At 63.7% G+C, this 20,780-nt stretch carries 24 protein-coding genes; 13 read left to right on the top strand and 11 right to left on the bottom strand.

The window, feature by feature from the left end:
• The first annotated feature begins 103 nt into the window (after positions 1-103).
• Entirely contained in the window at positions 104-358 is a 255-nt protein-coding gene (locus ACQR1W_RS19795) for a PilZ domain-containing protein (protein WP_434852351.1), read from the top strand.
• Positions 359-430: 72 nt separating this feature from the next.
• On the opposite strand, the gene ACQR1W_RS19790 is transcribed toward ACQR1W_RS19795, so the two are convergent.
• Both ACQR1W_RS19790 and ACQR1W_RS19785 read right to left on the bottom strand, forming a co-directional pair.
• On the bottom strand, positions 431-661 hold the full coding sequence (locus ACQR1W_RS19790) for a hypothetical protein (RefSeq protein WP_434852350.1): 231 nt from the start codon (positions 659-661) through the stop codon (positions 431-433).
• A 167-nt stretch (positions 662-828) separates the two neighbouring features.
• Positions 829-2,316, bottom strand: coding sequence for a caspase family protein (locus ACQR1W_RS19785; RefSeq protein WP_434852349.1), 1,488 nt, complete (start codon positions 2,314-2,316; stop codon positions 829-831).
• A gap of 216 nt (positions 2,317-2,532) precedes the next feature.
• Here ACQR1W_RS19785 and ACQR1W_RS19780 point away from each other — a divergent pair, with 216 nt between their 5' ends.
• The 3 genes from ACQR1W_RS19780 to ACQR1W_RS19770 all read left to right on the top strand — a co-directional run bounded on the left by ACQR1W_RS19780 (position 2,533) and on the right by ACQR1W_RS19770 (position 5,559).
• A complete protein-coding gene (locus ACQR1W_RS19780; RefSeq protein ID WP_434852348.1) occupies positions 2,533-2,949 on the top strand; it encodes a hypothetical protein in 417 nt (138 codons plus the stop codon).
• A gap of 225 nt (positions 2,950-3,174) precedes the next feature.
• On the top strand, positions 3,175-4,224 hold the full coding sequence (locus tag ACQR1W_RS19775) for an HD-GYP domain-containing protein (protein ID WP_434852347.1): 1,050 nt from the start codon (positions 3,175-3,177) through the stop codon (positions 4,222-4,224).
• A 189-nt stretch (positions 4,225-4,413) separates the two neighbouring features.
• Entirely contained in the window at positions 4,414-5,559 is a 1,146-nt protein-coding gene (locus ACQR1W_RS19770) for a GNAT family N-acetyltransferase (RefSeq protein WP_434852499.1), read from the top strand.
• Positions 5,560-5,574: 15 nt separating this feature from the next.
• On the opposite strand, the gene ACQR1W_RS19765 is transcribed toward ACQR1W_RS19770, so the two are convergent.
• Together ACQR1W_RS19765 and ACQR1W_RS19760 are read right to left on the bottom strand one after the other, a co-directional pair.
• Positions 5,575-6,252 (bottom strand): DsbA family oxidoreductase, encoded by a 678-nt coding sequence (locus tag ACQR1W_RS19765; protein WP_434852346.1) that lies wholly within the window; start codon positions 6,250-6,252, stop codon positions 5,575-5,577.
• A 65-nt stretch (positions 6,253-6,317) separates the two neighbouring features.
• Positions 6,318-7,136 (bottom strand): helix-turn-helix domain-containing protein, encoded by an 819-nt coding sequence (locus ACQR1W_RS19760; RefSeq protein ID WP_434852345.1) that lies wholly within the window; start codon positions 7,134-7,136, stop codon positions 6,318-6,320.
• A gap of 99 nt (positions 7,137-7,235) precedes the next feature.
• Here ACQR1W_RS19760 and ACQR1W_RS19755 point away from each other — a divergent pair, with 99 nt between their 5' ends.
• Complete coding sequence (locus tag ACQR1W_RS19755) at positions 7,236-7,460, top strand: hypothetical protein (protein ID WP_434852344.1); 225 nt, start codon at positions 7,236-7,238, stop codon at positions 7,458-7,460.
• A 97-nt stretch (positions 7,461-7,557) separates the two neighbouring features.
• Positions 7,558-8,175, top strand: a complete 618-nt coding sequence (locus tag ACQR1W_RS19750; RefSeq protein ID WP_434852343.1) for a class I SAM-dependent methyltransferase — start codon at positions 7,558-7,560, stop codon at positions 8,173-8,175.
• Between the two features lie 67 nt (positions 8,176-8,242).
• On the opposite strand, the gene ACQR1W_RS19745 is transcribed toward ACQR1W_RS19750, so the two are convergent.
• A complete protein-coding gene (locus tag ACQR1W_RS19745; RefSeq protein ID WP_434852342.1) occupies positions 8,243-8,911 on the bottom strand; it encodes an SET domain-containing protein in 669 nt (222 codons plus the stop codon).
• Here ACQR1W_RS19745 and ACQR1W_RS19740 point away from each other — a divergent pair.
• Positions 8,889-9,701, top strand: a complete 813-nt coding sequence (locus tag ACQR1W_RS19740; protein ID WP_434852341.1) for a hypothetical protein — start codon at positions 8,889-8,891, stop codon at positions 9,699-9,701. The two genes, ACQR1W_RS19745 and ACQR1W_RS19740, sit on opposite strands and share 23 nt — an antisense overlap.
• A gap of 334 nt (positions 9,702-10,035) precedes the next feature.
• Here the strand turns inward: ACQR1W_RS19740 and ACQR1W_RS19735 are convergent, their stop codons facing one another.
• Positions 10,036-10,761 (bottom strand): TetR/AcrR family transcriptional regulator, encoded by a 726-nt coding sequence (locus ACQR1W_RS19735; protein ID WP_434852340.1) that lies wholly within the window; start codon positions 10,759-10,761, stop codon positions 10,036-10,038.
• A gap of 225 nt (positions 10,762-10,986) precedes the next feature.
• On the opposite strand from ACQR1W_RS19735, the gene ACQR1W_RS19730 reads away from it, so the two are divergent.
• The 3 genes from ACQR1W_RS19730 (at position 10,987) to ACQR1W_RS19720 (ending at position 12,710) form a co-directional block, all read left to right on the top strand.
• Positions 10,987-11,565, top strand: coding sequence for a hypothetical protein (locus ACQR1W_RS19730; protein WP_434852339.1), 579 nt, complete (start codon positions 10,987-10,989; stop codon positions 11,563-11,565).
• Positions 11,566-11,746: 181 nt separating this feature from the next.
• Complete coding sequence (locus ACQR1W_RS19725; RefSeq protein WP_434852338.1) at positions 11,747-12,298, top strand: inner membrane-spanning protein YciB; 552 nt, start codon at positions 11,747-11,749, stop codon at positions 12,296-12,298.
• A 115-nt stretch (positions 12,299-12,413) separates the two neighbouring features.
• Complete coding sequence (locus ACQR1W_RS19720; RefSeq protein ID WP_434852337.1) at positions 12,414-12,710, top strand: hypothetical protein; 297 nt, start codon at positions 12,414-12,416, stop codon at positions 12,708-12,710.
• Between the two features lie 70 nt (positions 12,711-12,780).
• Here ACQR1W_RS19720 and ACQR1W_RS19715 read toward each other — a convergent pair whose 3' ends face one another.
• The 3 genes from ACQR1W_RS19715 to ACQR1W_RS19705 form a co-directional block, all read right to left on the bottom strand.
• Positions 12,781-13,122 carry a DUF1491 family protein gene (locus tag ACQR1W_RS19715; RefSeq protein WP_008971665.1) on the bottom strand — a complete coding sequence of 114 codons (342 nt, stop codon included), beginning with the start codon at positions 13,120-13,122 and terminating at the stop codon, positions 12,781-12,783.
• Positions 13,123-13,184: 62 nt separating this feature from the next.
• Positions 13,185-13,874, bottom strand: coding sequence for a peptidoglycan-binding domain-containing protein (locus ACQR1W_RS19710; protein WP_434852336.1), 690 nt, complete (start codon positions 13,872-13,874; stop codon positions 13,185-13,187).
• Entirely contained in the window at positions 13,867-15,693 is a 1,827-nt protein-coding gene (locus ACQR1W_RS19705; protein WP_434852335.1) for a PAS domain-containing sensor histidine kinase, read from the bottom strand. Before ACQR1W_RS19705 ends, ACQR1W_RS19710 begins: the two co-directional genes overlap by 8 nt.
• 371 nt (positions 15,694-16,064) lie before the next feature.
• Here ACQR1W_RS19705 and ACQR1W_RS19700 point away from each other — a divergent pair, with 371 nt between their 5' ends.
• Positions 16,065-16,517 (top strand): DUF5330 domain-containing protein, encoded by a 453-nt coding sequence (locus tag ACQR1W_RS19700; protein WP_434852334.1) that lies wholly within the window; start codon positions 16,065-16,067, stop codon positions 16,515-16,517.
• Between the two features lie 200 nt (positions 16,518-16,717).
• Positions 16,718-17,143 carry a SufE family protein gene (locus ACQR1W_RS19695; RefSeq protein WP_008971670.1) on the top strand — a complete coding sequence of 142 codons (426 nt, stop codon included), beginning with the start codon at positions 16,718-16,720 and terminating at the stop codon, positions 17,141-17,143.
• A gap of 3 nt (positions 17,144-17,146) precedes the next feature.
• Here ACQR1W_RS19695 and ACQR1W_RS19690 read toward each other — a convergent pair whose 3' ends face one another.
• Positions 17,147-17,563 carry a MucR family transcriptional regulator gene (locus ACQR1W_RS19690; protein ID WP_008971671.1) on the bottom strand — a complete coding sequence of 139 codons (417 nt, stop codon included), beginning with the start codon at positions 17,561-17,563 and terminating at the stop codon, positions 17,147-17,149.
• Positions 17,564-17,789: 226 nt separating this feature from the next.
• A complete protein-coding gene (locus ACQR1W_RS19685) occupies positions 17,790-18,653 on the bottom strand; it encodes a hypothetical protein (protein WP_434852333.1) in 864 nt (287 codons plus the stop codon).
• Positions 18,654-19,098: 445 nt separating this feature from the next.
• Here ACQR1W_RS19685 and ACQR1W_RS19680 point away from each other — a divergent pair, with 445 nt between their 5' ends.
• Positions 19,099-20,751, top strand: a complete 1,653-nt coding sequence (locus tag ACQR1W_RS19680) for a glycosyltransferase family 39 protein (protein ID WP_434852332.1) — start codon at positions 19,099-19,101, stop codon at positions 20,749-20,751.
• Positions 20,752-20,780: the final 29 nt, after the last annotated feature.

Below are 20,780 nucleotides of genomic sequence, written 5' to 3'. Positions count from 1 at the left end.
CGCCGCTGAACGGTACCGCATTCATCACGGTGAAACGGTTTAGCGGTACTTTTTCGGTACATTTTGATGTGAAGGCGGTGCGATCAGTCATCGAGTAACGGCCATGAGCGACACGACAAGCGATAAACGAATAGCCCAGCGCCACCGGGTGCTTAAACAGGGCAGGCTCGCATTCGACGGCGGCGGCGCCGTCGATTGCATGGTCCGTAATATTTCGGACACCGGAGCCCGGGTTGAAGTCGTGAACCCGGTCGGCCTGCCCGAGATCTTCACGCTCGTGATTCCGGCTGACAAATTCACCCGGCGCTGCCACGCCGTTTGGAGCCACGACAAGCGGATCGGGATCGTGTTCGACTGAGGTCTGGATGGCCGACGCGCCGGTCAGCATCGGCTGGCCGGCTGCTCCCTGAGGCGCAGTGTCCTTGTCTGGTTACTTCTGCTTCTTGTCCGGCTGTGTCGGCCGCGCCCCGCTCCAAGGATCATATTTTTCCTTCGGCTCGGGGATTTTCTCCAGTGCCGCCTTATAGGCCTTTTCGTCGATCTGAGGCTTCTTCGGCTCGCCGCTGCGCTGGTCGTCGCCGCGAGAGCGTCTGCCACCCATCTGCGCCTGGGCCGGCCAGGCAACAAGTCCGACCAGCACCGCAATCAGCAGGATTCTCATCGCACGCTCCAGCCTCGTTCGCGGACGAACTTAGCCGCAGCCGCAGCAGGGGCAATGGCAAATTTGCGCGATCGCAATTCGCAGGGCTGAAGTCATTCAAGCTGAAGCCATTCAAAAATGGCGGTCCTCCGTTCCGGGCGCCCGCCTTCATCGCGCTGCCCGTTCACTTAATAGCCACGCCGGCCAGGAAAATTCGCGGGGCCACGCGTGTAACCGCCGCCATATCCACCGCCGATCCCAATCCCGATGCCGATGCCGACCGGAGGCACACCAACGGGCGGACCGTAATAGGGGCGAACCGGCGGCTCATAGACCACGACATCGTCGAAATCGCGGACGTGAGGACGGCCGGTGCGCCTGGGCTGATCAGAGTCGCGCTTCTTTGTCGGCTTCTCTTCGACCTTCTTTGTCTCTTTGTTTCCGGGCGGCGGAGCCGCGCACGGACACGTCGGCCCGATCGCCGCATTGGTCGGCGCGATCGACGGAGCACTCTGCACAGCCGGCACTGCCGGCGCGCTGCTCACAGCGGCGACCCGCGTGAGGACAGGACGGTTGCGCAAGCGCTCGATCAGCTTGCGTGCGGTCGGCGTCAAATCGCTATTAGGATAACGGTCGAGGAACGCCTGATAGGACGCGACCGTATTGATCAGCACGGCCTCGTTCCACGCCGCCATCCTGTCATGAAGATCAAGCCAGGCGCGGGCCTCCGGCCCGTAGGGTGGCGCGGTGTAAATCGCAACGAAGGCCTCGTAGGCTGCAACGCTGCCGTCACCGACGATCATCTCGTGCGCGAGTTCGGTCGGCTTGCCCTGCAACGTCCGCTTCCATTCCTCCACCGTCCGTTTGACAACGACGGGCCGTGGTCCGGCGTTCGCCGCAGCGGGGTCGCTGGTGGCGATGAAGCGGAAATCTTCCGTCAGGGAGGACGAATCCCAGGGTGTCTGACGGCCTTCAGTCACCTTGTTGACGGCAAGGCGCACCCGCTTGAACGCCTCTTCGATCGGCAGGCCCGGCTCGCGCGCCGCCTGGAGCAGCGCAGTCGTATACGGGCTGTTGGCGCCGCTGCCATCCTCAGCCTCCGCGCCGGGCGAGGTCGAGTAGGACAGGAATGTGCCGGGCGCACCGGTCTTGGTGTCGACCAGCGCAAGCCCGTGGCCCGCGGTGCTATTGATCGCGGGGAATGGATTGTTGCGGCAAGCATCGAGCAACAGGATGCGCATCCGGCTCGGCACCGAGTTCAAAGTATTGAGCACGTCATTGAGCCGCACCGCCTGCAGCGGAATGTCCGCCTCGCGCTGCGGATCGATATCAACCGGGATCAGATAGTTCTCGCCGTCAATCTGCAGTCCGTGGCCGGCGTAGAACACCAGCGCAACCGTGTCCGGCCCCTTCGCGGCGATCCTGGCAGCGAAATCGCCGACCAGCCGGTTGAGATCGCGCTGCGACAGATCGGCAGCTGCGGTGACCTCGAAGCCAGCATCGCCCAACAATTGCGCCATGGCTTTGGCGTCGTTGGCCGGATTTGGCAGCGCCGTGACGACGCGATAGGCCGATTGGCCGATCACCAGCGCCAGCCGGTTTTCGGCCCTCACCGGGCTCGCACCGGCCAACAATCCGCCGGCTAACAATGCGGCATACAGGATGTGGCGGAACATGGCGATCTCCTTGACGATCCTCGCTTGAGCATTTGTCGGGCGGATTCCTGCCCCGGTTCATTGCGGCATGCGGCGATCACCGGCTCGCCGGCTGTCGCCGGCACGAGAGAAAGCGTGAGGGCGAAACGGGCTGCGATCAGCAAATGTTGATCCGCCGCGGCCGGTCTTTGCCGCGATCACGAATATTCTGTGCCCGAGGTGTGGGCCAGGTTGCCAATGCAGTCAGTTGTATCTCGTTCGGTGCTGATGATGGCCGTGGCGTTGACGGTCACGGGATGCGCCGCCGATCCTCACGCGTCGCTCCCAGAATTCATGCGCGCCAAAGCACCCGACCAGCCGCCTCCTGAGCCAGCCCCCGATGTCGAACGCCTGGTCCGCGCCAACCTGGACAAGGTCTTTCTCGCCACATCCTATCCGCGCAACATGCGGGTCGCAGAGCCGCACCGCGCGGTCCGCGGCGACGGGTGGACCGCCTGCGTTCGAGCCGACCTGACCTCGGCAACCGGCACCCCGTTGGGGTCGCAGACCTACCGGCTCACCATTGCCGAGGGCGAGATCAAGGATCGCCGCCGCGTCGGTAATGAAGACAATTGCGTATCCGAACATTACACTTCCATTATGGTGACCAAATAGGATGAAATACACCGATGGAGCGTCGCGGTTTCGACCGGCGGCATCCAACGTGTTTCGATTTGGGCTTACAACCATACCGTTTTCGACGGCGGTGACCGTCATTCGTTATTTTTCGACTAATTCGGACCGCCAACGGGTGATTCAAGGACGCGCGCAAATTTAACGATTCTTCAGCATCTTCATCGCCGAATATCAAAAGCGGATGATTGCGGTTTCGGGTTTTTCATGAACGTTCATCTCGTGGGCGACGACATAGCCAAGCTGGCGGTGCTCCGCGGCATGCTGGAAGAGCGCTTTTCGCTGACCTCCGAAATGCTTGACGACGCTCGCATGAGCGGCCGCGGCGTTGACGCGGTGGTCGTCGCCGCGGATCTGCGCAACGTCTCCAACATAACGGCGCTGAAAGAAGTCTCCGATCAGCTCTCGCGCATCCCGAAGCGGATATTCCTCACCGATCACAAGTCCCGCCTGTCGACCGTTCAGGCCTATGCGCTCGGAGCCACCAGCGTGATGTCCAGCACGCCCAACCGCAACCAGCTCTTGGGCAAGCTCCTCGATCTGCGGTCCTCGTCGCTGGGACCGAGCATCACGCAGGACGGTGGCCGGCAGGCCGCGTTTGCCGGAGCCGCCTGCATCGCATCGATGTTCGGCTCCGTGCTGAGCGGCAGCGAGATCGACGTCGATGAGACCCGCCGTGCCGGCAGGCGCATCGCCGACTGCATCGCCGAAAATGGGCTCGCCGACTGGCTTGCGACGGTTCGTCGCCATCACGAGGGCACCTATCAGCACTGCCTGCTGGTGACCGGCGTCACCGTCGATTTCGGCTTGAGCCTCGGCGTTCCGAACAGCGACCTCGAACGGCTCTATATGGCCGCGATGTTCCACGATATCGGCAAGGCGAAGATTCCACTGACCATCCTCGATAAGCCGGGAAGCCTCAACGTCCAGGAACGGACTCTGATCGAGACCCACCCTGCCGCCGGCTACGATGCGCTCAAGGCCAATGCCGCGATCACGGCCGAGACACTCGACGCGGTGAGGCATCACCACGAATATCTCGACGGTAGCGGCTATCCGGACGGGCTGTACGGCGACAGCATCTCGGACCTGACGCGGATTCTGACGATCTCGGATATCTTCGCGGCCCTGATCGAACATCGCAGCTACCGGCCGGTGATGCCGCGTGAGAAGGCCTATGAGATCCTCGAGAGCATGGAAGGAAAGCTGGAGAAGCCGTTGATTGGCGCCTTCCGACCTGTCGCGCTCGTCAGATAGGCCTAGCTCGCCTCGCGAACCGAAGGTTAACACTGCCGCTCAAATTGCCGGCAGCCTGCAAGTCCCTTTTGCGAACTTTACGGTAGCATCGCCAAAAGGCCGATGTGGTTTGCATGGGGATTCTAAGACGTGGCCGAGATCATCGATCGAACGATCGCCTGCGGTGACGCGCGCGCCGATGCGCGAGCCGTGCGCCTGACCTCTGGCCCGGCGCATAGCCTCGTACAGCTGGACACCATCCCGCTCGGCGATTGGCGCGCACTTTGCGATCGCGCGCTGGAGCCGAATGGCTATTACCTCCCCGACTGGGAAGCCGCAGTGAACGCCTCCGCGCGCGGCCGGACCGACACGTCGGCGCTGTGCGTTTGGAACGACGGCCCGCCCGCGCGCCTGATCGGGTTGATGCCCGTCACCTCGTTGCGGCGCGCGTACAAAGTGCCATTGCCTGCGCTGGTCAGCGGCCATCCCTATGGCACGCTGTGCACACCGCTGGTCGATCGCGACCTTGCGGAACCTGCCGTCACGCAGCTCCTCCAGGCCGCCCGGCAGGCCGGCGCGCGGGCGCTGCTGCTGCGCGACGTGGCTCTCGAAGGCGCTGTCATGCAGGCGATCAGCTCCGCGCTTGCGCGCGAGGGTCTAAAACCGCGTGTGCTACAATCCTATTCGCGCGCATGCCTCGACGCGACCGGTGACGGCGACGACATGCTGCGCGATGCGCTGGGACCCAAGAAGCTGAAGGAGTTGCGGCGGCAACGGCATCGGCTGGCCGAGCACGGCCCGGTCAGCTTCGATATTGCGCGCACGCCGCGTCAGGTCGCGCTTGCATTGGAAGCCTTCCTGGAGCTGGAAGCCAGCGGCTGGAAAGGCCGGCGCGGCACTGCGCTGATCCAGCACGAAGGCGACGCCGCCTTCATCCGCCGCGCCGCACCTGCGCTCGCGGCCAACAGCCAGTGCGAGGTCGTGACCCTGCGCAGCGGCGATACGGCCGTTGCCTCGGGCGTCGTGCTGCGGCATCAGAGCCGCGCCTTCTTCTTCAAGCTTGGCGTCGACGAGCGCTACGCAAAGTACTCCCCGGGCGTGCAGCTCACAATCGCGCTCACTCGGCATCTCTGCGCCGATCCCGCGATCGCCTCGGCCGACTCCACGGCCGCACCGGACCATCCGATGATCAATCCGATCTGGCGAGGTCGGCTTGTGATCGGCGATGTGCTGCTGCCGTTGCGCGCCCGCGATCCGCTCGTGGAGCTGATCCACGCTGCGCTCGCCGCGCGCCGCGGTGCGCTCGACGTGGCTCGGCGCGGCGTCCACATCCTGCGTGGCTTGCGAACGCGCTAGCCTCTTCCGCTGCAGCTACTCAGCCGCCTCTGCGTTCACCTCGGCCGAGACCTGGCGGATGGCGCGGGCCAGCATTTGCGGATCCTGCGCACCGGAGACGGCGTATTTCTGCGCGAACACATAGGTCGGCACGCCGGAAATGCCCTTCTCGGCCGCCTCCTGCGCCTGCGCTGAAACCAGGGCGACATCCCCGTCGGTGGCGAGGCGACGGCGCACATCGTCACCATCAAGCCCGCAATCGGCCGCCGCCTGCACCAGCACGTTCACGTCGGTGAGATCGCCGCCATCGCGGAAATACAATTCCATCAGCCGCTGCTTCATTTCTGCCGCCTTGCCGATCGCTTCGGCCCAGTGAATGAGGCGATGGCAATCGGTCGTGTTAGGCTGGCGCGCGACCTGATCGGGACGATAGCTCAGCCCCTCCTGCTCCGCAGCCGCGACCACGCGACCGGCGATACCTTTATAGGCTTCGACCGAGCCGAACTTTGTCGTGAGATATTGCTCGCGGCTGATGCCTTCGCGCGGCACCCAGGGATTGAGGAAGAACGGCCGCCAATGCACCTCGACCGGAACGTCGGGCACCAGCTCCAAAGCCTGCTCGATCCGACGCTTGCCGATATAGCACCACGGGCAGACGACATCGGAGACGATGTCGATGACCAACGGCTTCAGGCTGCTCGGTGACGTGCTCATGGTGGATCCTCTGGTCGCGACGGTCCGCCCAAGATAAGCCGCCTTGAGCCCAGCGCAAGCGAAGCCTAGAGGCCGGCGGCGATCTCCCGCAGCCGCGCAGCAGTCAGTTCATCCGCGGGAAAGAAGGTCTCCAGCGCCAGTTCCGACAGTGTGATATCGACGGGCGTGCCGAACACCATGGTGGTCGACAAGAAGCTCAGCACCTCCTCGCCATGCCGCAGTCGCAAGGGGATCGCGATGTCATTGGTTGCCGGCGGGCCTAATCGCGCCGGAATCGGATAGGTCTTCAGCTCCTGATAGAGCTTGACCAGCTCGGGATCGGCGGTCGCCTCGCATTGACGATGCAGCCGTTCGAGCAGATGGCCGCACCATTCGGCGAGATTGACGGTGCGGGGCGCCAGCCCTTCGGGATGGAAGGCAAGGCGCAGGACGTTGACCGGCGATCCCAGGAGCCGTTGCGGAACACCGGCGAGCAGCGCCGCCACCATGCGGTTGGCCGAGACGAGATTCCAATGCCGGTCCACCGCCAGGGCTGGATTGGGCTCATGGGCCTTCAGGACCAGATCGATCGCCGCACGCGCCGCCGTGAGCGCGGGATCATCGAGCGGCCGTTGCGGGAACGCCGGCGCGTAGCCGGCGGCGACCAGAAGCACGTTACGATCTCGAAGCGGCACGTCCAATCGCTCCGCCAGTTTGAGGACCATCTCGCGCGACGGCGCGGCGCGGCCGGTTTCGACGAAGCTCAAATGCCGGGCCGAAATCTCCGCATCCAGCGCGAGATCGAGCTGGCTGAGATGACGCCGCTGCCGCCATTGCCGCAAATGTTCGCCGACATGAACGGGGGTGGCGCGGTCGGCGCGCGCCGCAGATGCCTGTGCGTTCATGCTGCGAAACCTATCACGCTGATGTCAGGGCTTCCATTACGCACCAGGTAATCGAATTGCCTCGCCCGCCGGATCATCTTCGCATCCAAGGAGATGAGTATGAGCACGCCGGCCGGCCCCGACGCACGTCCCGCTTCCGCGATCCTGGAATGGTTGACTGGATTTGCCACCTGGCTGTTGGCGCGCTCGCTCAACATGCCGGAGCCATTGGTTGCGGCGACCGGCAGCCTCGTATTTGCGCATGTCCAGGCCTTCGAGACCAGAGCGGTCAAGACGTTGCGAGCGCGACGTCTGTCTCGTCGTCTGCAATCATGGCTGCGCTGAACACGAAGGCCGCGAACCGCGGGGATGATCATGATTTCGGCGGTGCGCGCGCATCGTTCCGGGGATAGAGTCCGCGGGACAGCCGCGAGGAATTGCCATGGCCGATCGGGTGAGCGGGACGGAGGGCTATGCCGAGGAGGCGGACGATCTCTTCGTCCGCTACGAAAGCCATCCCGCGCAGGATCTGCATCGTGCCGTGCTGCACCTCATGCCGAAGCCCCCGGCCCGTGTGCTGGACATCGGCGCGGGCACCGGCCGCGATGGCGCCTGGCTGGCTGGACTGGGCCATCAGGTGGTCGCGGTCGAGCCGACCGACACATTGCGGCTGCGGGCGATGGCGCTGCATCCCTCACCAGCCATTACCTGGATCGACGACAGCCTGCCGGAACTTGCGGTGCTACGCGCGCGAGCAGAGAGCTTCGATCTGGTGATGCTGACGGCCGTGTTCATGCATCTCGATGCCGACCAGCGCGCGCAGGCGATGCCGAACATTGCGAGCCGAATTACGGCCGGCGGCCGCCTGATCATGCGTTTGCGTCACGGGCCGGTGCCGCCGGGCCGGCGCATGTTCGAGGTCGCAGACGACGAAATCATCGCACTGGCGGGATTGCAAAACATGACGCTCGTCTTCAACGAACATGCCATTTCGAGAGACGCGAGAAACCAGGCCGCCGGCGTGACCTGGACAACGCTCGGCTTCGTCAAGGCGCCCTGACGAGAGCGCAGTGACGAGAGCATGGCGACGCGTGCGTCGCCGACCTCGGGCGCTGCGGCCCCCTGGATCAGGCCGCCTGGGCCTGTTCGTTGAGTGAGGGCGCCTTGCTCCGTCTGACGCCGCTGTTGAGGCCGCGCCTGGCTTTGGTTGTCGGCTTGGTTCCGGCCTTTCCATGGGTCGTGGTCTTGACCGTGGACTTGACCCTCGGCTTGGCCTTGACGCGCGAGTCACCCTTTACCGGCTTCTCGGCCTTGCGCTTGGCCTTGCGTTCTTCCTTCTCCTTCAGCCTGATGCGCTCCGCCCGCGCCTCGGCGCGCTTCTTCTTGCGCTTCCGTTCGCAAGCCTCGCATTTGCAGCCGATTGGCTTCAGGTAGGCCTTGAAGTAGTCGGTTCCGTAGTCGTAGTTGATCTCCTCGCCCGGCTCGATGTTCTTGATGGCGCGGATGAAGATCTTCTTCTTGCGCGGCTTGACGTCGGATTCGGCGTTCGGCCGGCACGAATGGTTGATATAGCGGGCGATGTTCTCGCGGACCGATCCGTCGATGGTCCAGCGTTTGTCGAGCTCGAACAGATATTTGTTCTCGACCGCGTCGTCCTCCTCCTTCTTGGTGTCCAGGAGTGGCCCGAAATACCGGATGATCTTCTCACCCTTCTTGATCGACTTGGTGGCGAACAGGCCAAGGCCGGTCTTGGACCGGCCGATGCGGTAAGGTTTGTTCGACGAGATGACAGGCATGATGGGAGTGTGTTGGCAGGTGACGACGTCGCAAGCCCGTCGTTCTAAGACAAATTCTGGGCAAAGTCAGGTCCTTCCGGACGCTTTATCGCCTCGTCCCCAACTTGAGCACGTCGAACAAAAGACAAAAGTTGGAGGTCTCAAGCAGGCCATGAGAAACCGTCGCAAGCCATCAGCCGCTTTTGTAGCCTTGAACGCGTCCTTTGCCGCGCTCATGTGCGTTCCCGCCTGCATGGACAGGGCGATCGCCCAGCCTGTGTTCGGCAGCACCTACTCCACCACGGCCGCGGCCAACTGTTGGAGCGCGGAAGGTAAGAAGGACGCAGACGAGCACGCCTCGCGCATCTGTCGCGGCAAGGCTGGCCTTGTCGTGTCGGTAAATGTCGATGATTTGCGAGAGACGGTCTCCGCCGGTCGCAATCGTGGCGAAGCCGCCGGACAGCCGGCCGCGCGGACCTGGTTCGCGCCGTTCAGTTCAGCCTCCCCCCGGGTCGAATGGCGCATGGCCGGCAGCGAGCCGTTCGCGCTGATCCAGCGCTGGCAGATCGCCGACCAGTCCGATCAGGACAAAGCGGGGCACCCGCGGGACAAATCGCTTTTGATCGTGACGCGGCTGTCGCCCGGCCCGGTCTGCCATGTCGCCTATATCGACACCGCAGCCAATCCTGACGCCAATGACCTTGCTCGTCAGGCCGCCGACCAGATCGCGCAGGGCTTCGAATGCGGCAAGGATCAGGTCAAGATCGTCGGCAATCGCGGGCGCGCCGTCGAACTGGCTATGCAGCACTAACGGTCCGACGCGCTCTTCCGTGCGCTGTTTTTGCGCGCGGTCGAGCGTGTCGAAGTACGGCCACGGGGCGACGATTTCGTCGCAGCGCGCTTCCTGCCACTGGTCTTGGTCTTGCGTGCCTTCTTCGCAGCGACGCGCATGTTGTCCACCAGATTGGGATAGCGCCGCCCTGCCCGCTTGGCGCTGCGTTTGGCGGCCGATTTTTCGGCCGAGGAGAGATGCGTCGGCGCCTTGCCGGCGCGCTTGCGTGGATTTGCTTTCTTCCAGGGAGCGCGGGGAGTTCGTGCCATGCGCATCAACGCATGAGGGCTGCTCAGGTTTCGCACCTTGCGGCTTACGGATGCGGGCGGCCGATCGTGGTCTTCAGCATCGCATCCAACAATGTTTCGGCCGTTGTCCCCGCCGGTGCGCGACGCAGGATGTCGCCGAGCCGGCCCTCGAGCAGCAGCATGGTGTAACCATGCACCAGCGACCAGGCCCGCGCGATCGCCGCAGCCTGCTCCAGCGACAGCCGTTCCTCGGCAATCGGCTCATTGCGCTCGGCGCTGATAGCCCCCGCCAGTCCGGCAAAAGAGGCTGTTGCCGCATCGTGCAGCGAGGGCCGCGTATAATCCAGACGCTCGGTCCGAAACATCAACCCATACATGCCGGGATTGGCCTGCGCATAGGCGACATAGGCGCGGGCGCGCGCCGGCCCCTTGTCCGTGGGCGTGGTTGCGCCCTCACCCGCAGCCTTCATCGCGGCATTGAAGCGGCGAAAGCCGATCGCGGCGAGCTCGCTCACGAGCCCGGTCAAATCGCCGAAATGATGCGCCGGAGCCGCATGGGACACGCCGGCCTCGCGGGCCACCGCCCGCAAGGTGAGCCCGGCAAGCCCGTCTCGCTCCAGCACCCGCTCGGCGGCTTCGAGGAGCGCATCCCGCAAGGCGCCATGATGATAGGGCGTCACAGCCTCTCCAGCGCCGCTTGCGCGCGCGTTACGGCGCGGCCGTGGCGTCCGCGCGGGAGCTGTGTGGTTGCGGCGATTGCGTGCTTTGGTGGGCTCGGGCTTCCGTGTCATCAAGGTATCATATAGCATCATTTTGACACTGTAAAGATAGGGTGTTGCGCGCGCCCGGTTTGCTGACTCGAAGGATTGATCCGGCACACGCCCATAGGCGCTATGCGGCAGCCGCCATTCCCGCACTCACATTATTTTGACACCGTCAAGATTCGACTTGACGATCAACAGCACCAGGCGCTATCTATCTTTCCAATGTAAAGATTGGCTCTGGAGGAGCCATTCATGGCGATTTTCCTGATCCTTGCGCCCTACGGCGTCTACGCCGCGCTGCTGATGGTCGCGTCCGCGACGCTCAGCCTCGCGGTGGGCGCGGTCCTTTGCTTTGCCGTGGTGGCGCTCGACGCCAGCCGCGGCCGCTCGATCAAGATCCTGGGCGCGGGATCGGCGGTTCTCTTCACGGCCCTCGCCTGCTACGCCGCTTGGATCGATCCTGCGATCAGCTCCTCGACCGTGCGCCTCGCTGTCGACGGCGGCATCTTCGCGCTTTCGCTCGGCTCGATGCTGCTGCGGACGCCGTTCACGCTGCAATATGCGATCGAGTCGGTGCCTGCGGAAACCGCCGCCATGCCAGGCTTCCTGCAGGCCAATTACGTCATCACCGGAGCCTGGACCCTGGCAGCGGCCCTGATGATCGTCGGCAATCTGATGACGCTCTACGTGCCGGGCCTGCCCTACTGGAGTGGGCTTGCGATCGCCATTGCCGCCCGCAACAGCGCCCTTTATTTCACCAGATGGTATCCGGCCTATCGGCGCCTGAAGGATCAAGCCCAAGCGGCGACCGGGCTTGCGCGGCAAATTTGATGTTCTGCTTCAAGTCCCACGGCGCCTCGCCACCAACCGCACATCCAAACATTCTAATCACAGCAAGAGCTTGGCCAATGTTCTTTGGTAGCAACATCCGCTAGGGTGGCCTGCTTCGGAAGCAACGGATGTTGGTGCTGGAACTCAAGCTGCAAGGCAAGCCCAATCACAGGACGCGACGATGAAGGACGTTTTCGTCAGGCTGGCGACCGATTTTCTCTCTGCCCTGATCTTTCTCGCCGTGTATCTCGTCACCGACAGCGTCGTGCTGGCGACATCAGTCGCGATCGCAACCGCAATCGCGCAGGTGATCCATGCACGGCTGAAAGGCCGGTCGCTGCCCTTCATGACCTACGCGAGCCTGGGGCTCGTGGTCGTGCTTGGCGCCGCGACCCTCCTCACCCATGATCCCCGCTTCATCTTCGCAAAGCCGGCGATCGCCCATTTTGCAGTCGCCATTTTCATGCTCCGGGGTGGCTGGATGCTGCGCTACGTGCCTCCGATCGTGGCCGAGACGATCCCCGAATATGTGACGGTCGCAGGCTACGCCTGGTCGGCGCTGATGCTCGCGCTCGGAATTGGCACCATTGCGGTGGCTGCGACCGGCGACCTCAAGCTCTGGGCGCTCTACATCACCGTTGTTGCCGGCGGCACCAAGATCGCCGCTTTCGCGATCCAGCTGATCGCGTTTCGTCTGATCGTCGCAAGCCGCATTCGCGCCGCCCGCGCCTGATCGCCGCAATGGGCTTATCGACAAAGATGCGCTATAGCGGCGGCCGGACGACGCCCGAGCCGGACAGCGAGAGTAGGACTCGGCGCCGGAGGAGCAACGCGAGGAGAACGATCGGATGGCTGTGGACGGCAACTGGAATCTGACCCTGAACACGCCGATGGGCGAACGGACCGCGACCTTGAGCCTGCAGAGCTCCGGCGGCACCCTGACCGGCACGCAGGCCGCGGAAGGCGATTCCGCCGAGATTTTCGACGGCACCGTGAACGGTGACGATGTCGCCTGGAAGGTCTCGATCACGAGCCCGATGCCGCTGACGCTCGATTTCAAGGGCAAGGTCACCGGCGATGCGATCGCAGGCGAGATGGGCATTGGCTTTATGGGCAGCTTTCCCTTTACCGGCGCGCGGGCTTAACCAGGCGCGTGGCGGATTGAGAGGCCCGCTTCATCCGTGAGCGGGTCTTTTCTCGTCCTGATCCTTCTGATCATCGGGCGATGTCGAGGAAGTGGCGACCTTCCTTGTCTTCGGTCTCGATGATCCAGGCGTCCGGATCGAAACGAAGCTCTTTGGCGAGCCGCTCCTCGATGTCAGCTTCCGGCAGCGGCTGCGCCGAGGCCGCCACGAAAAAGCGATCGATCGGCCGGCTGTCGTCATAGACGGTCTGCGGCGCCGGCACATACAGCATGGCCGTGCCATCCATCAATGCGACTTTGACGAAGACAGCACCGGCCTCCTCGGCGCCGCGCCGGCGAACCGCGCCGAACGCACCTGTAGCCTGGCAGCGGCGCAGATAGGCCGCGACCCAAATGCTGGTTTTCAATCGCATCGGAGAACTTCAGATTGGCGCATCAGCGCGCAGTGGGGCAGCGGCGCAACAAGCCCCCTGCTCTATTCGATCGGATGGCCAATGACAATCGCGAGCTCGCGCACCATGCGATCGGAAACCTGTCCCGTCACCGGCAGCTTGCGGTCGCGCTCGAATTTCTGGATCGCGGCCTGGGTGTCCGGTCCCACCATGCCGGTGGGCTTCAGCTGCCCGTAGCCGTATTCGGTCAAGGCACGTTGGATCGCGGCGATGCGGTGCGGGTTGCCGCTCTGAGCCAGAGACGGCTGCGGCCGTGCCGTCGCCCCCTGTCCGCCGCTCACGGACTTGACGAGATCGGCCAGCGGATCGGAATATTTCTGATCCCCCTTGGCTTCCCCGACTTTCGCATCGACCACCTTGGTCTCGGCCGTCTTTGCTTCAGATGGCCGCGTTTCGATCGCCTTCGGGTCGAACGGCGAGATGTCCGCCTCGGTCGGGCGCGGACGCGGCAATGGATTTGAACCGGGCAGCACCGGCATCGCCACGAATGCGCCGAACATGGGGGCCGGATGCGGCCCCGACTGCAGGAACACCGCGTTGACGATGATGGCGCTCGCCGCGGCGCAGGCGAGCAGGCCCGCAAGCAGATCCTTGGGACTGTAAAGCAGCGCGCGCATCAACAGGCCGCGCTCGTCGGCGGTTTCCACCGCGACGGCAGCGGCGCGCTTGCGACGGCGCGGCGTCTCGTCCTCGTCTCCAGCTCGTCTAGGCACTCTTCTTCACCTGAAACGCCTGTCCGGACTGCACTGTGCGCGCGGCCGGAGCCAGGGTCGTGATCTTGCCGCCATCCGGCAGCGCGAAGGTGAGCGGCAACGCCACGGTTACCGTGGTCCCTTCGTCGAGCTTGCTTTGTATCGACATTTCGCCGGCATGCAAGTTCACCAGACTCTTCACGATCGAAAGCCCAAGCCCGGTTCCCTCGTGCCGACGCTGGTAGGTCTTGCCGGCCTGAAAGAAAGGATCGCCGATCCGTTTGAGGTCGTCGGCGGCGATCCCGACGCCGTTATCGGTCACGCGCAGAACCAGTCGCACGCCCTCCACAGCGGCCGCGACCGTCACCTTGCCGCCCCGCTCGGTGAACTTGATCGCGTTGGAGACGAGGTTGAGCACGATCTGCTTGAAAGCGCGCGGATCGCCGGTCACGTCAGGCAGATCCTGCGGCGCGTCGGCCGACAGATCGACGCCGTTCTCACGGGCGCGCAACGCCAGAAGGTTGCAGCAATTGAGCAGGGCCGCACGCGGTGCGAACGGCTCGGGTGCAATCTCGAAATTGCCCGATTCCATCTTGGACATGTCGAGAATGCCGTTCACGACCGAGAGCAGATGCTGGCCGGAATCGTTGATCAGCTGAGAATATTCGCGACGGCGGCCGGCGTTCAGCATCAAGGCCTGCTCCTGCATCAGCATTTCGGAGAAGCCGATGATCGCGTTCAAGGGCGTGCGTAGCTCATGGCTCATCGTCGCGAGGAAGCGCGTCTTGGCCGCATCCGCCTGCTCGGCCGCACTGCGCGCCAAGTCCAAGGCCTGTTCCTGCAGCTTGCGGTCGGTCACGTCGCGCATGACAGCCACGACCTCGGCATCGGAGCCCAGGCTCGACGAGCCCGCCCGGTCAAGCGGCCGGCAGCGCATCTCGACCCAGATGAAATCGACGGCATGCGTTGAGCCGCACACATCCTCCGGCGTGTCCCGCCGCAGCCTGAACTCGACGCCGACTTCGGTGCCTCGCGCCGCATCCGACAATGCGGTCAGATAGGCCGGACGATCGGCGACATGAACGCGCTCGAACAGGCCATGCTCGTGAAGCTGTGCCGCCGGCACACCAAGCAGAGACTCCGCGGCCGGCGAGATGAACATCACCGCGCCGTTGCGACGGTGCCGCGAGATCACGTCGCTCATGTTGCGCGCGAGCAGGCGATAGCGCTCCTCTTCTCTCGACAGCAGCGTAACGCTGGTGCGCGCCAGCGCATCGGCGGCAAAGGCGATAACCGAGGCATAGAGAGTGGCCGAAGCCACACCGACGCCCATCAAGCTGACACGGAGCGCAGGGCTGCTTTCAGGAGGTGGCAGCCAGCCGAAATCGCCGATCAGGATCAGCGCGGCGGCACAGCCGAGCGCAAGCAAAGCTGCGAACACGACCACCCGACGCGAGGCCGACAGCGAAGCCTCGATCGGAATGACGACCAACCAGACGGCGGCGAAGGATTCCATGCCACCGGTCTCGATCGCGACGGCCATGATCAAGGCTGACAGCGCGAGCGACGACAGCGCGTAGGCGCCTTCGTAGTAACCCGTGCGCGACAGGAACCAGGACAGCAGAATCGGTGCGATCAGCCACGCCAAGGCCCCGACCTCGAGCGCACTGGGTGCGCCGCGCATGGCGAGATAAGCAGGAAACACCGCGAAGGCGGCCAGGCTGCCCAGCAGCCGCGGCGCGATGAAGGCGCGGTGCCGCGCACATGTCAACGCGTCGGTTCGAGCCGATGGATGCAACAGGGCATCAAGACAATCGCGGATGATACTCAACACACTCACGGCTTTCGCGCCTCGGCCTAACGGTCGTCCTGCAGGAGGACGCGCCGGGACGGCCCCTGTCGTCGCGTGTCACCGTCTCAGACTCCCATTAAGCGAACGCTAAGGCCCGTCCCCTGCGGGCTGCGGCATTCGGCCGGGATGGTGAACGCAAAGTTTCCGTGTGCGCATAGTTGCAAAAGCGTTCGGCGCCTCCGGAAGCGCGTCCGTATCAAGCAAATATTTACTGATCGAAAAATCACTGCAGGATTTCGCGATTTCTCAACCAATTAAGCTCAATGCAAGCAGTCGCGATTTATCAAAAGAGGTAGTTGCCGATCCGGCGCGTCGCTGAAGCCAACGCAGGATCAGGCGAGACGGTCGGGGTCGCGTAAATGTTTTTTCTGCTTCGCATGGCGTTCTGGCTCGGGCTGGTGCTTGTGCTGCTGCCGCGGGAAAAGACGCCCGAATCCGACAAGCTGCCGCAGATCAATGCCCAGGAAGCGGTGCAGGCTGCGACGGCGGCGGTCTCGGATATGAGCCAGTTCTGCAAACGGCAGCCGCAGGCCTGCGAGGTCGGCGGCCAGGCCGCCACGGTGATCGGCCACCGCGCCCAGGAAGGCGCGCGCAAGATCTATCAGATCATCACGGACAAGGCCGAGAAACAGGCCGGGCCGGAGAAGCCGATCGGTCCGGAAAAGCCTGCCGGTCTCGACAAGCGCTATTCCGATCGAACCGGCTCGATCGACGCCCCCGTGATCGAGGAACTGCCGGCAGGCGAAGCGCCGGCCGACACGCTCTCGGCCGATGATCTCGCCATGGAATGGCATCTGTCGCCGACGCTCTAGACCGCGATGGGATCGGGTCAGGTCGCCATCACTCTCCAGGTTTTTGATTGAGCAGGATCTCCGCGCAAACGCGTTCCGCGTTCGTCGCGGGGGAAAACCGCTTCGCATTTTTCCGTATCATGCTCCAAGCGATCGGAACTCGTATCGCTTTCAGCCCGTCGGTCGCCTATATAAAGGCTTAGACGGGAATGACGAGCATCATGACGATCGACGAAATCCGCGACAACTTCGCACTGCTTGACGATTGGGACGACCGCTACCGGTACGTGATCGAGCTCGGCCGCACCCTGACCCCGATGTCGGAGGCCGAGCATTCGGCCGAGAACAAGGTGCAGGGCTGCGTCAGCCAGGTCTGGCTATCCAAGCACATCGGGCGCAGCGGCCAGGAACCCATCTTGACCTACATCGGCGACAGCGACGCGCACATCGTGCGCGGTCTGATCGCGATCCTGCTCACGCTTTATTCCGGGCACACACCCCGTGAGATTCTGGCCATCGACGCGCCTGCGGTGTTCGACGAATTCGGCTTTCGCGAGCATCTGACCCCGCAGCGGTCCAACGGCCTGCGGTCGATGGTCGAGCGCATCCGCAGCGACGCCCGCGCGGCGCTGGCCACGGCCTCGTGAGGGCTATTTGCCCCGCTCGGGACGCTGCTGTCCCAGCCCCATTTTCTTCGCAAGCTGCGAGCGCGTGACCGCGTAGTTCGGCGCGACCATCGGATAGTCCGGCGGCAGGTTCCATTTCTCGCGATACTGCTCGGGCGTCATGTTGTACTGGGTACGCAGGTGCCGCCGCAGCGATTTGAAGCGCTTGCCGTCCTCCAGACACACCAGATAGTCGGGGTGAATCGACTTCTTCACCGCCACGGCCGGTTTCGCCGGTTCGGGCGCGCCCTCCGGCCGTCCATTGGCCACCCGCTGCAAAGCGGAGTGCACCTGGCTGATCAGGTTCGGGATCTCCGCCGCCGGCGTCGGATTGTTGCTCAGATAGGCCGAGACAATACTGGCCGTCAGGTCGATAAAGCTTTTGCCAGCGCTCTCTGTCATCGGAACCTCGCCTCGCTGCCCAAGTATCACGGCAGTCGAATCCCATAAACTACCTTATCGCGAGCAATATTATGGGCCGACAACCAAAGGCGTGACAAGAAGAGTATCGCATTATTCTTGGAATACCGTTAGCTGCCCAAGTAGAGGCGCGAGCGCAAGGCCCCGCGCTCGGCCACGCTGATCCCGTGCCGCGTTGATCCGCTGGCGGGCGGCGCTGATCCAGTGGTCAGCGGCGCTGATCCAGATGCGTGCGGAGCTCGTCGATCGAGGCAAATCGCATCATGCCCTCAGGCATCTGCGCCTCGATCGAACCGTCCGAATAGAGCGAATAGGCCATGCCGTCGACAACACCGGACTTGATGACGGCAACGGCGGGAGATTCGGCCGGACGCGACAGCGGCGGCGGTTCCATGAACGCAGGCGCCGCACGCGCCGGTCGGCGCTGCAAAGGAGGCAAAGGCGGCAAGACTGGCTCTGGCGCACGCATGCGCTCCTGCTGCGGCCAGGTCTCCTCGAAGCTGGGCGGTGATGCCGGCAAAGCGGGTTCCTCCATAGGAAGTGCGGGAGGCTCGCTCATGGGCGGTGCGCGAAAGTCAGGCATGACCGGATCTGCGGCACGCTTCTCAGTGCGCTCGCGCTCCCTGCGCGCGGCCGCCGCCTCGAACAGGTTCCGCCTCGGCTTGAGCTCAGGGACCACGGGCTCCGGTTCGGGCTCTGGTTCCGGCTCGGGGAGCATCGGGCGCTCCAGCGCCCGGCTGCTGCGCCCGCGCGGTGATCCGCCCTCCCGCCAAAGATCTTCGATCGGCGGAGCAGCCGCGACATCGACGTCGTCCCGTTCCCGACCGGGCAACTTGAGCGCCTCGGGATCCGCGTCGGTCGAGAGGCGGAGACGAAGCCGGTGCGACATCACCTTCAATTCGCCGAGGACGGCTGAAAGCCCGAAGAGAAGCAGCCCGGTGCAGACCGCGATGGTTCCAGAAAGGACCATCGTGTTGCCGAAGCTGAATTCCTTGACCGGAATTCCGTATGCGATCGCTCCGAGGCCCGCCAACACGGCGACAGTCCCGGCGACCAACAGGGCGCTCATCATCAAACCGACCCTTCGATGCGGTGGCTCAGGATCGCAGTCCTAAGCTAAAATCGCATTAGAATCCAACGGTTGCCTGCTTTTTTGACCCTGTGTCTCGGCAACACACCGCGACATTTTGCAGCAAAACAGCAACTCGCGACGCCCAACACAACGCATCCGTCAGATACCGTTGCCACGACACCGTCACAAAGTACAGGACAGCAAACCCGGATTTCCACCGGCGGTTTACCCCCGACCTCTTTGCACGGCGGTTCAGCGTGCGTTCATGTCATTGTGCCAATAGTGCAGACATGTACCGGGACCCGACCATTGCTGCATTGCAACGAAGGTCTTATGTCTCGTTTACGAATTACTTGGAAACACAATCGCGCTATAGGAGCCCCCCGGGGAATAGGCCTTCAGCTTGCACGCGCAGGTCGTCAGGGACGCCGGGTTACCATCAGCCATGACATCGATTACGACTTCGGTCATCGACACGCCTGCGCGGCGCACCGTCGAACGGACCTGCGACGATCTTGCGATCTTCGTGCTTGCTGCGGTCGCAGTGGTCGCCGGCTTGACGTTCCGCGACTACGGCCTCGGCTGGGACGACTACACGCACGCCGAATATGCCGATCTGTTGCTGCGCATGTACGCGTCCGGCTTCAAGGACACCTCGGCGCTCTCCTTTGCCAACCTCTATATGTATGGCGGCGGCTTCGACATGGTCGCAGCCCTGCTGCACAAGGTGGTTCCGCTCGAGCTGTTCGAAACGCGGCGGCTGGTCGGTGCTGTTGTGGGGCTGATCGGCCTTGCCGTGACCTGGCGATTGGCGCGCCGGATTGGCGGCGCGGTGGCCGGCCTCGCGGCCCTGCTGCTGCTGGCGCTTTGCCCAATCTATTACGGCCACATGTTCATGAACCCGAAGGACGCTCCCTTCGCGGTCGCCATGGTGGTTCTCTTGATGGGGCTGGTCCGGCTCGCGGAGGAATACCCCTACCCTTCGCCGCGCACGATCCTGATCGTGGGCATGGGCGCCGGCCTCTCGATCGGCTCGCGAATTCTGGGCGGACTGGCGCTGGTCTATGCCGTCCTCGGTTTCCTGCCGCTGTTCCTTGAGGAGTTCCGCACGCAAGGCTTACGCGAAGCCACGCGCCGTCTGGTTCGCGCATTCTATGTGCTGCTTCCCGGCTTGATCCTCGGCTACCTCATCATGGGGCTGATCTGGCCGTGGTCGATCATCGAGCCGGCCAATCCGTTCCGCGCGCTGACCTACTTCTCGCACTTCTTCGAAAAACCCTGGAAGGAGATGTTCGACGGCGCGCTGGTTTCGGTGCCGGACATGCCGTGGTCATATCTGCCGACCTTGTTCGCGCTACAGCTGCCGGAACTGATGCTCGGCCTGTTCCTGGGCGGCGCAGTGACCTCAGTGCTGTCATTGACCCGTGACGATGTAACGGCCCGCAAGAAGAGCATCCTCCTGATGCTGACGGTGGCCGCGACGCTGCCGATCCTGATCGCGATCGTGAAGCGTCCGGCGCTCTACAACGGTATCCGCCATTTCGTATTTGTGATCCCGCCGATGGCCCTGCTCGGCGGCGTCGCCTTCGCGAAGCTCCTGGATTGGCTGGGCACTGACCAGCGGCGGGCCTGGCAGCCGGTCGCGGTGGCCGTGTTCAGCTTCGGCCTGCTCCTGCCGCTTGCCGAGATGATCCGGCTGCATCCGTACCAATACACGCATTTCAACTACATCGCGGGAACCGTGCGCGAGGCCGACGACCGCTTCATGCTGGATTACTGGGGACTGGCGCTCAAGCAGGCCTCCGACGGGCTGAAGGAGCAGTTGGATGAGCGCCAGGAAGTGCCGCTCGAGGGACGCAAGTGGAAGGTCGCCGTCTGCGGCCCGCAGCGGCCTGCGCAGGTGGCGCTCGGTCCCGATTTCACGATCGGCTGGGACAGCCAGGGCGCCGATTTCGCGATGACCCTTGGCGAGTTCTACTGCAAGGGTCTCAATGCGCCCGTGATGGTGGAAATCAAGCGCGACGACGTCGTGTTTGCGCGGGTGTATGACATCCGCGGCAAGAGCATCTCGAGCCTGCTGTCGATCCCGGCACCGTAGAGTTCGTCCTCGTGACAACAAGAAGGCGG

Source organism: Bradyrhizobium sp. HKCCYLS1011 (assembly GCF_051167795.1).
Classification (GTDB): domain Bacteria; phylum Pseudomonadota; class Alphaproteobacteria; order Rhizobiales; family Xanthobacteraceae; genus Bradyrhizobium.
Note: the sequence above shows the minus strand (reverse complement) of the source record. Positions and strands in the feature narration are given on the sequence as shown.

What these genes read in the sequence shown, in the direction of transcription:
- ACQR1W_RS19795 (WP_434852351.1), top strand. Translation starts at nt 104, where the DNA reads ATGAGCGACACGACAAGCGATAAACGAATAGCCCAGCGCCACCGGGTG.
- ACQR1W_RS19790 (WP_434852350.1), bottom strand. Translation starts at nt 661, where the DNA reads ATGAGAATCCTGCTGATTGCGGTGCTGGTCGGACTTGTTGCCTGGCCG.
- ACQR1W_RS19785 (WP_434852349.1), bottom strand. Translation starts at nt 2,316, where the DNA reads ATGTTCCGCCACATCCTGTATGCCGCATTGTTAGCCGGCGGATTGTTG.
- ACQR1W_RS19780 (WP_434852348.1), top strand. Translation starts at nt 2,533, where the DNA reads ATGCAGTCAGTTGTATCTCGTTCGGTGCTGATGATGGCCGTGGCGTTG.
- ACQR1W_RS19775 (WP_434852347.1), top strand. Translation starts at nt 3,175, where the DNA reads ATGAACGTTCATCTCGTGGGCGACGACATAGCCAAGCTGGCGGTGCTC.
- ACQR1W_RS19765 (WP_434852346.1), bottom strand. Translation starts at nt 6,252, where the DNA reads ATGAGCACGTCACCGAGCAGCCTGAAGCCGTTGGTCATCGACATCGTC.
- ACQR1W_RS19760 (WP_434852345.1), bottom strand. Translation starts at nt 7,136, where the DNA reads ATGAACGCACAGGCATCTGCGGCGCGCGCCGACCGCGCCACCCCCGTT.
- ACQR1W_RS19755 (WP_434852344.1), top strand. Translation starts at nt 7,236, where the DNA reads ATGAGCACGCCGGCCGGCCCCGACGCACGTCCCGCTTCCGCGATCCTG.
- ACQR1W_RS19750 (WP_434852343.1), top strand. Translation starts at nt 7,558, where the DNA reads ATGGCCGATCGGGTGAGCGGGACGGAGGGCTATGCCGAGGAGGCGGAC.
- ACQR1W_RS19745 (WP_434852342.1), bottom strand. Translation starts at nt 8,911, where the DNA reads ATGCCTGTCATCTCGTCGAACAAACCTTACCGCATCGGCCGGTCCAAG.
- ACQR1W_RS19735 (WP_434852340.1), bottom strand. Translation starts at nt 10,761, where the DNA reads ATGACACGGAAGCCCGAGCCCACCAAAGCACGCAATCGCCGCAACCAC.
- ACQR1W_RS19730 (WP_434852339.1), top strand. Translation starts at nt 10,987, where the DNA reads ATGGCGATTTTCCTGATCCTTGCGCCCTACGGCGTCTACGCCGCGCTG.
- ACQR1W_RS19725 (WP_434852338.1), top strand. Translation starts at nt 11,747, where the DNA reads ATGAAGGACGTTTTCGTCAGGCTGGCGACCGATTTTCTCTCTGCCCTG.
- ACQR1W_RS19720 (WP_434852337.1), top strand. Translation starts at nt 12,414, where the DNA reads ATGGCTGTGGACGGCAACTGGAATCTGACCCTGAACACGCCGATGGGC.
- ACQR1W_RS19715 (WP_008971665.1), bottom strand. Translation starts at nt 13,122, where the DNA reads ATGCGATTGAAAACCAGCATTTGGGTCGCGGCCTATCTGCGCCGCTGC.
- ACQR1W_RS19700 (WP_434852334.1), top strand. Translation starts at nt 16,065, where the DNA reads ATGTTTTTTCTGCTTCGCATGGCGTTCTGGCTCGGGCTGGTGCTTGTG.
- ACQR1W_RS19695 (WP_008971670.1), top strand. Translation starts at nt 16,718, where the DNA reads ATGACGATCGACGAAATCCGCGACAACTTCGCACTGCTTGACGATTGG.
- ACQR1W_RS19690 (WP_008971671.1), bottom strand. Translation starts at nt 17,563, where the DNA reads ATGACAGAGAGCGCTGGCAAAAGCTTTATCGACCTGACGGCCAGTATT.
- ACQR1W_RS19685 (WP_434852333.1), bottom strand. Translation starts at nt 18,653, where the DNA reads ATGATGAGCGCCCTGTTGGTCGCCGGGACTGTCGCCGTGTTGGCGGGC.
- ACQR1W_RS19680 (WP_434852332.1), top strand. Translation starts at nt 19,099, where the DNA reads ATGACATCGATTACGACTTCGGTCATCGACACGCCTGCGCGGCGCACC.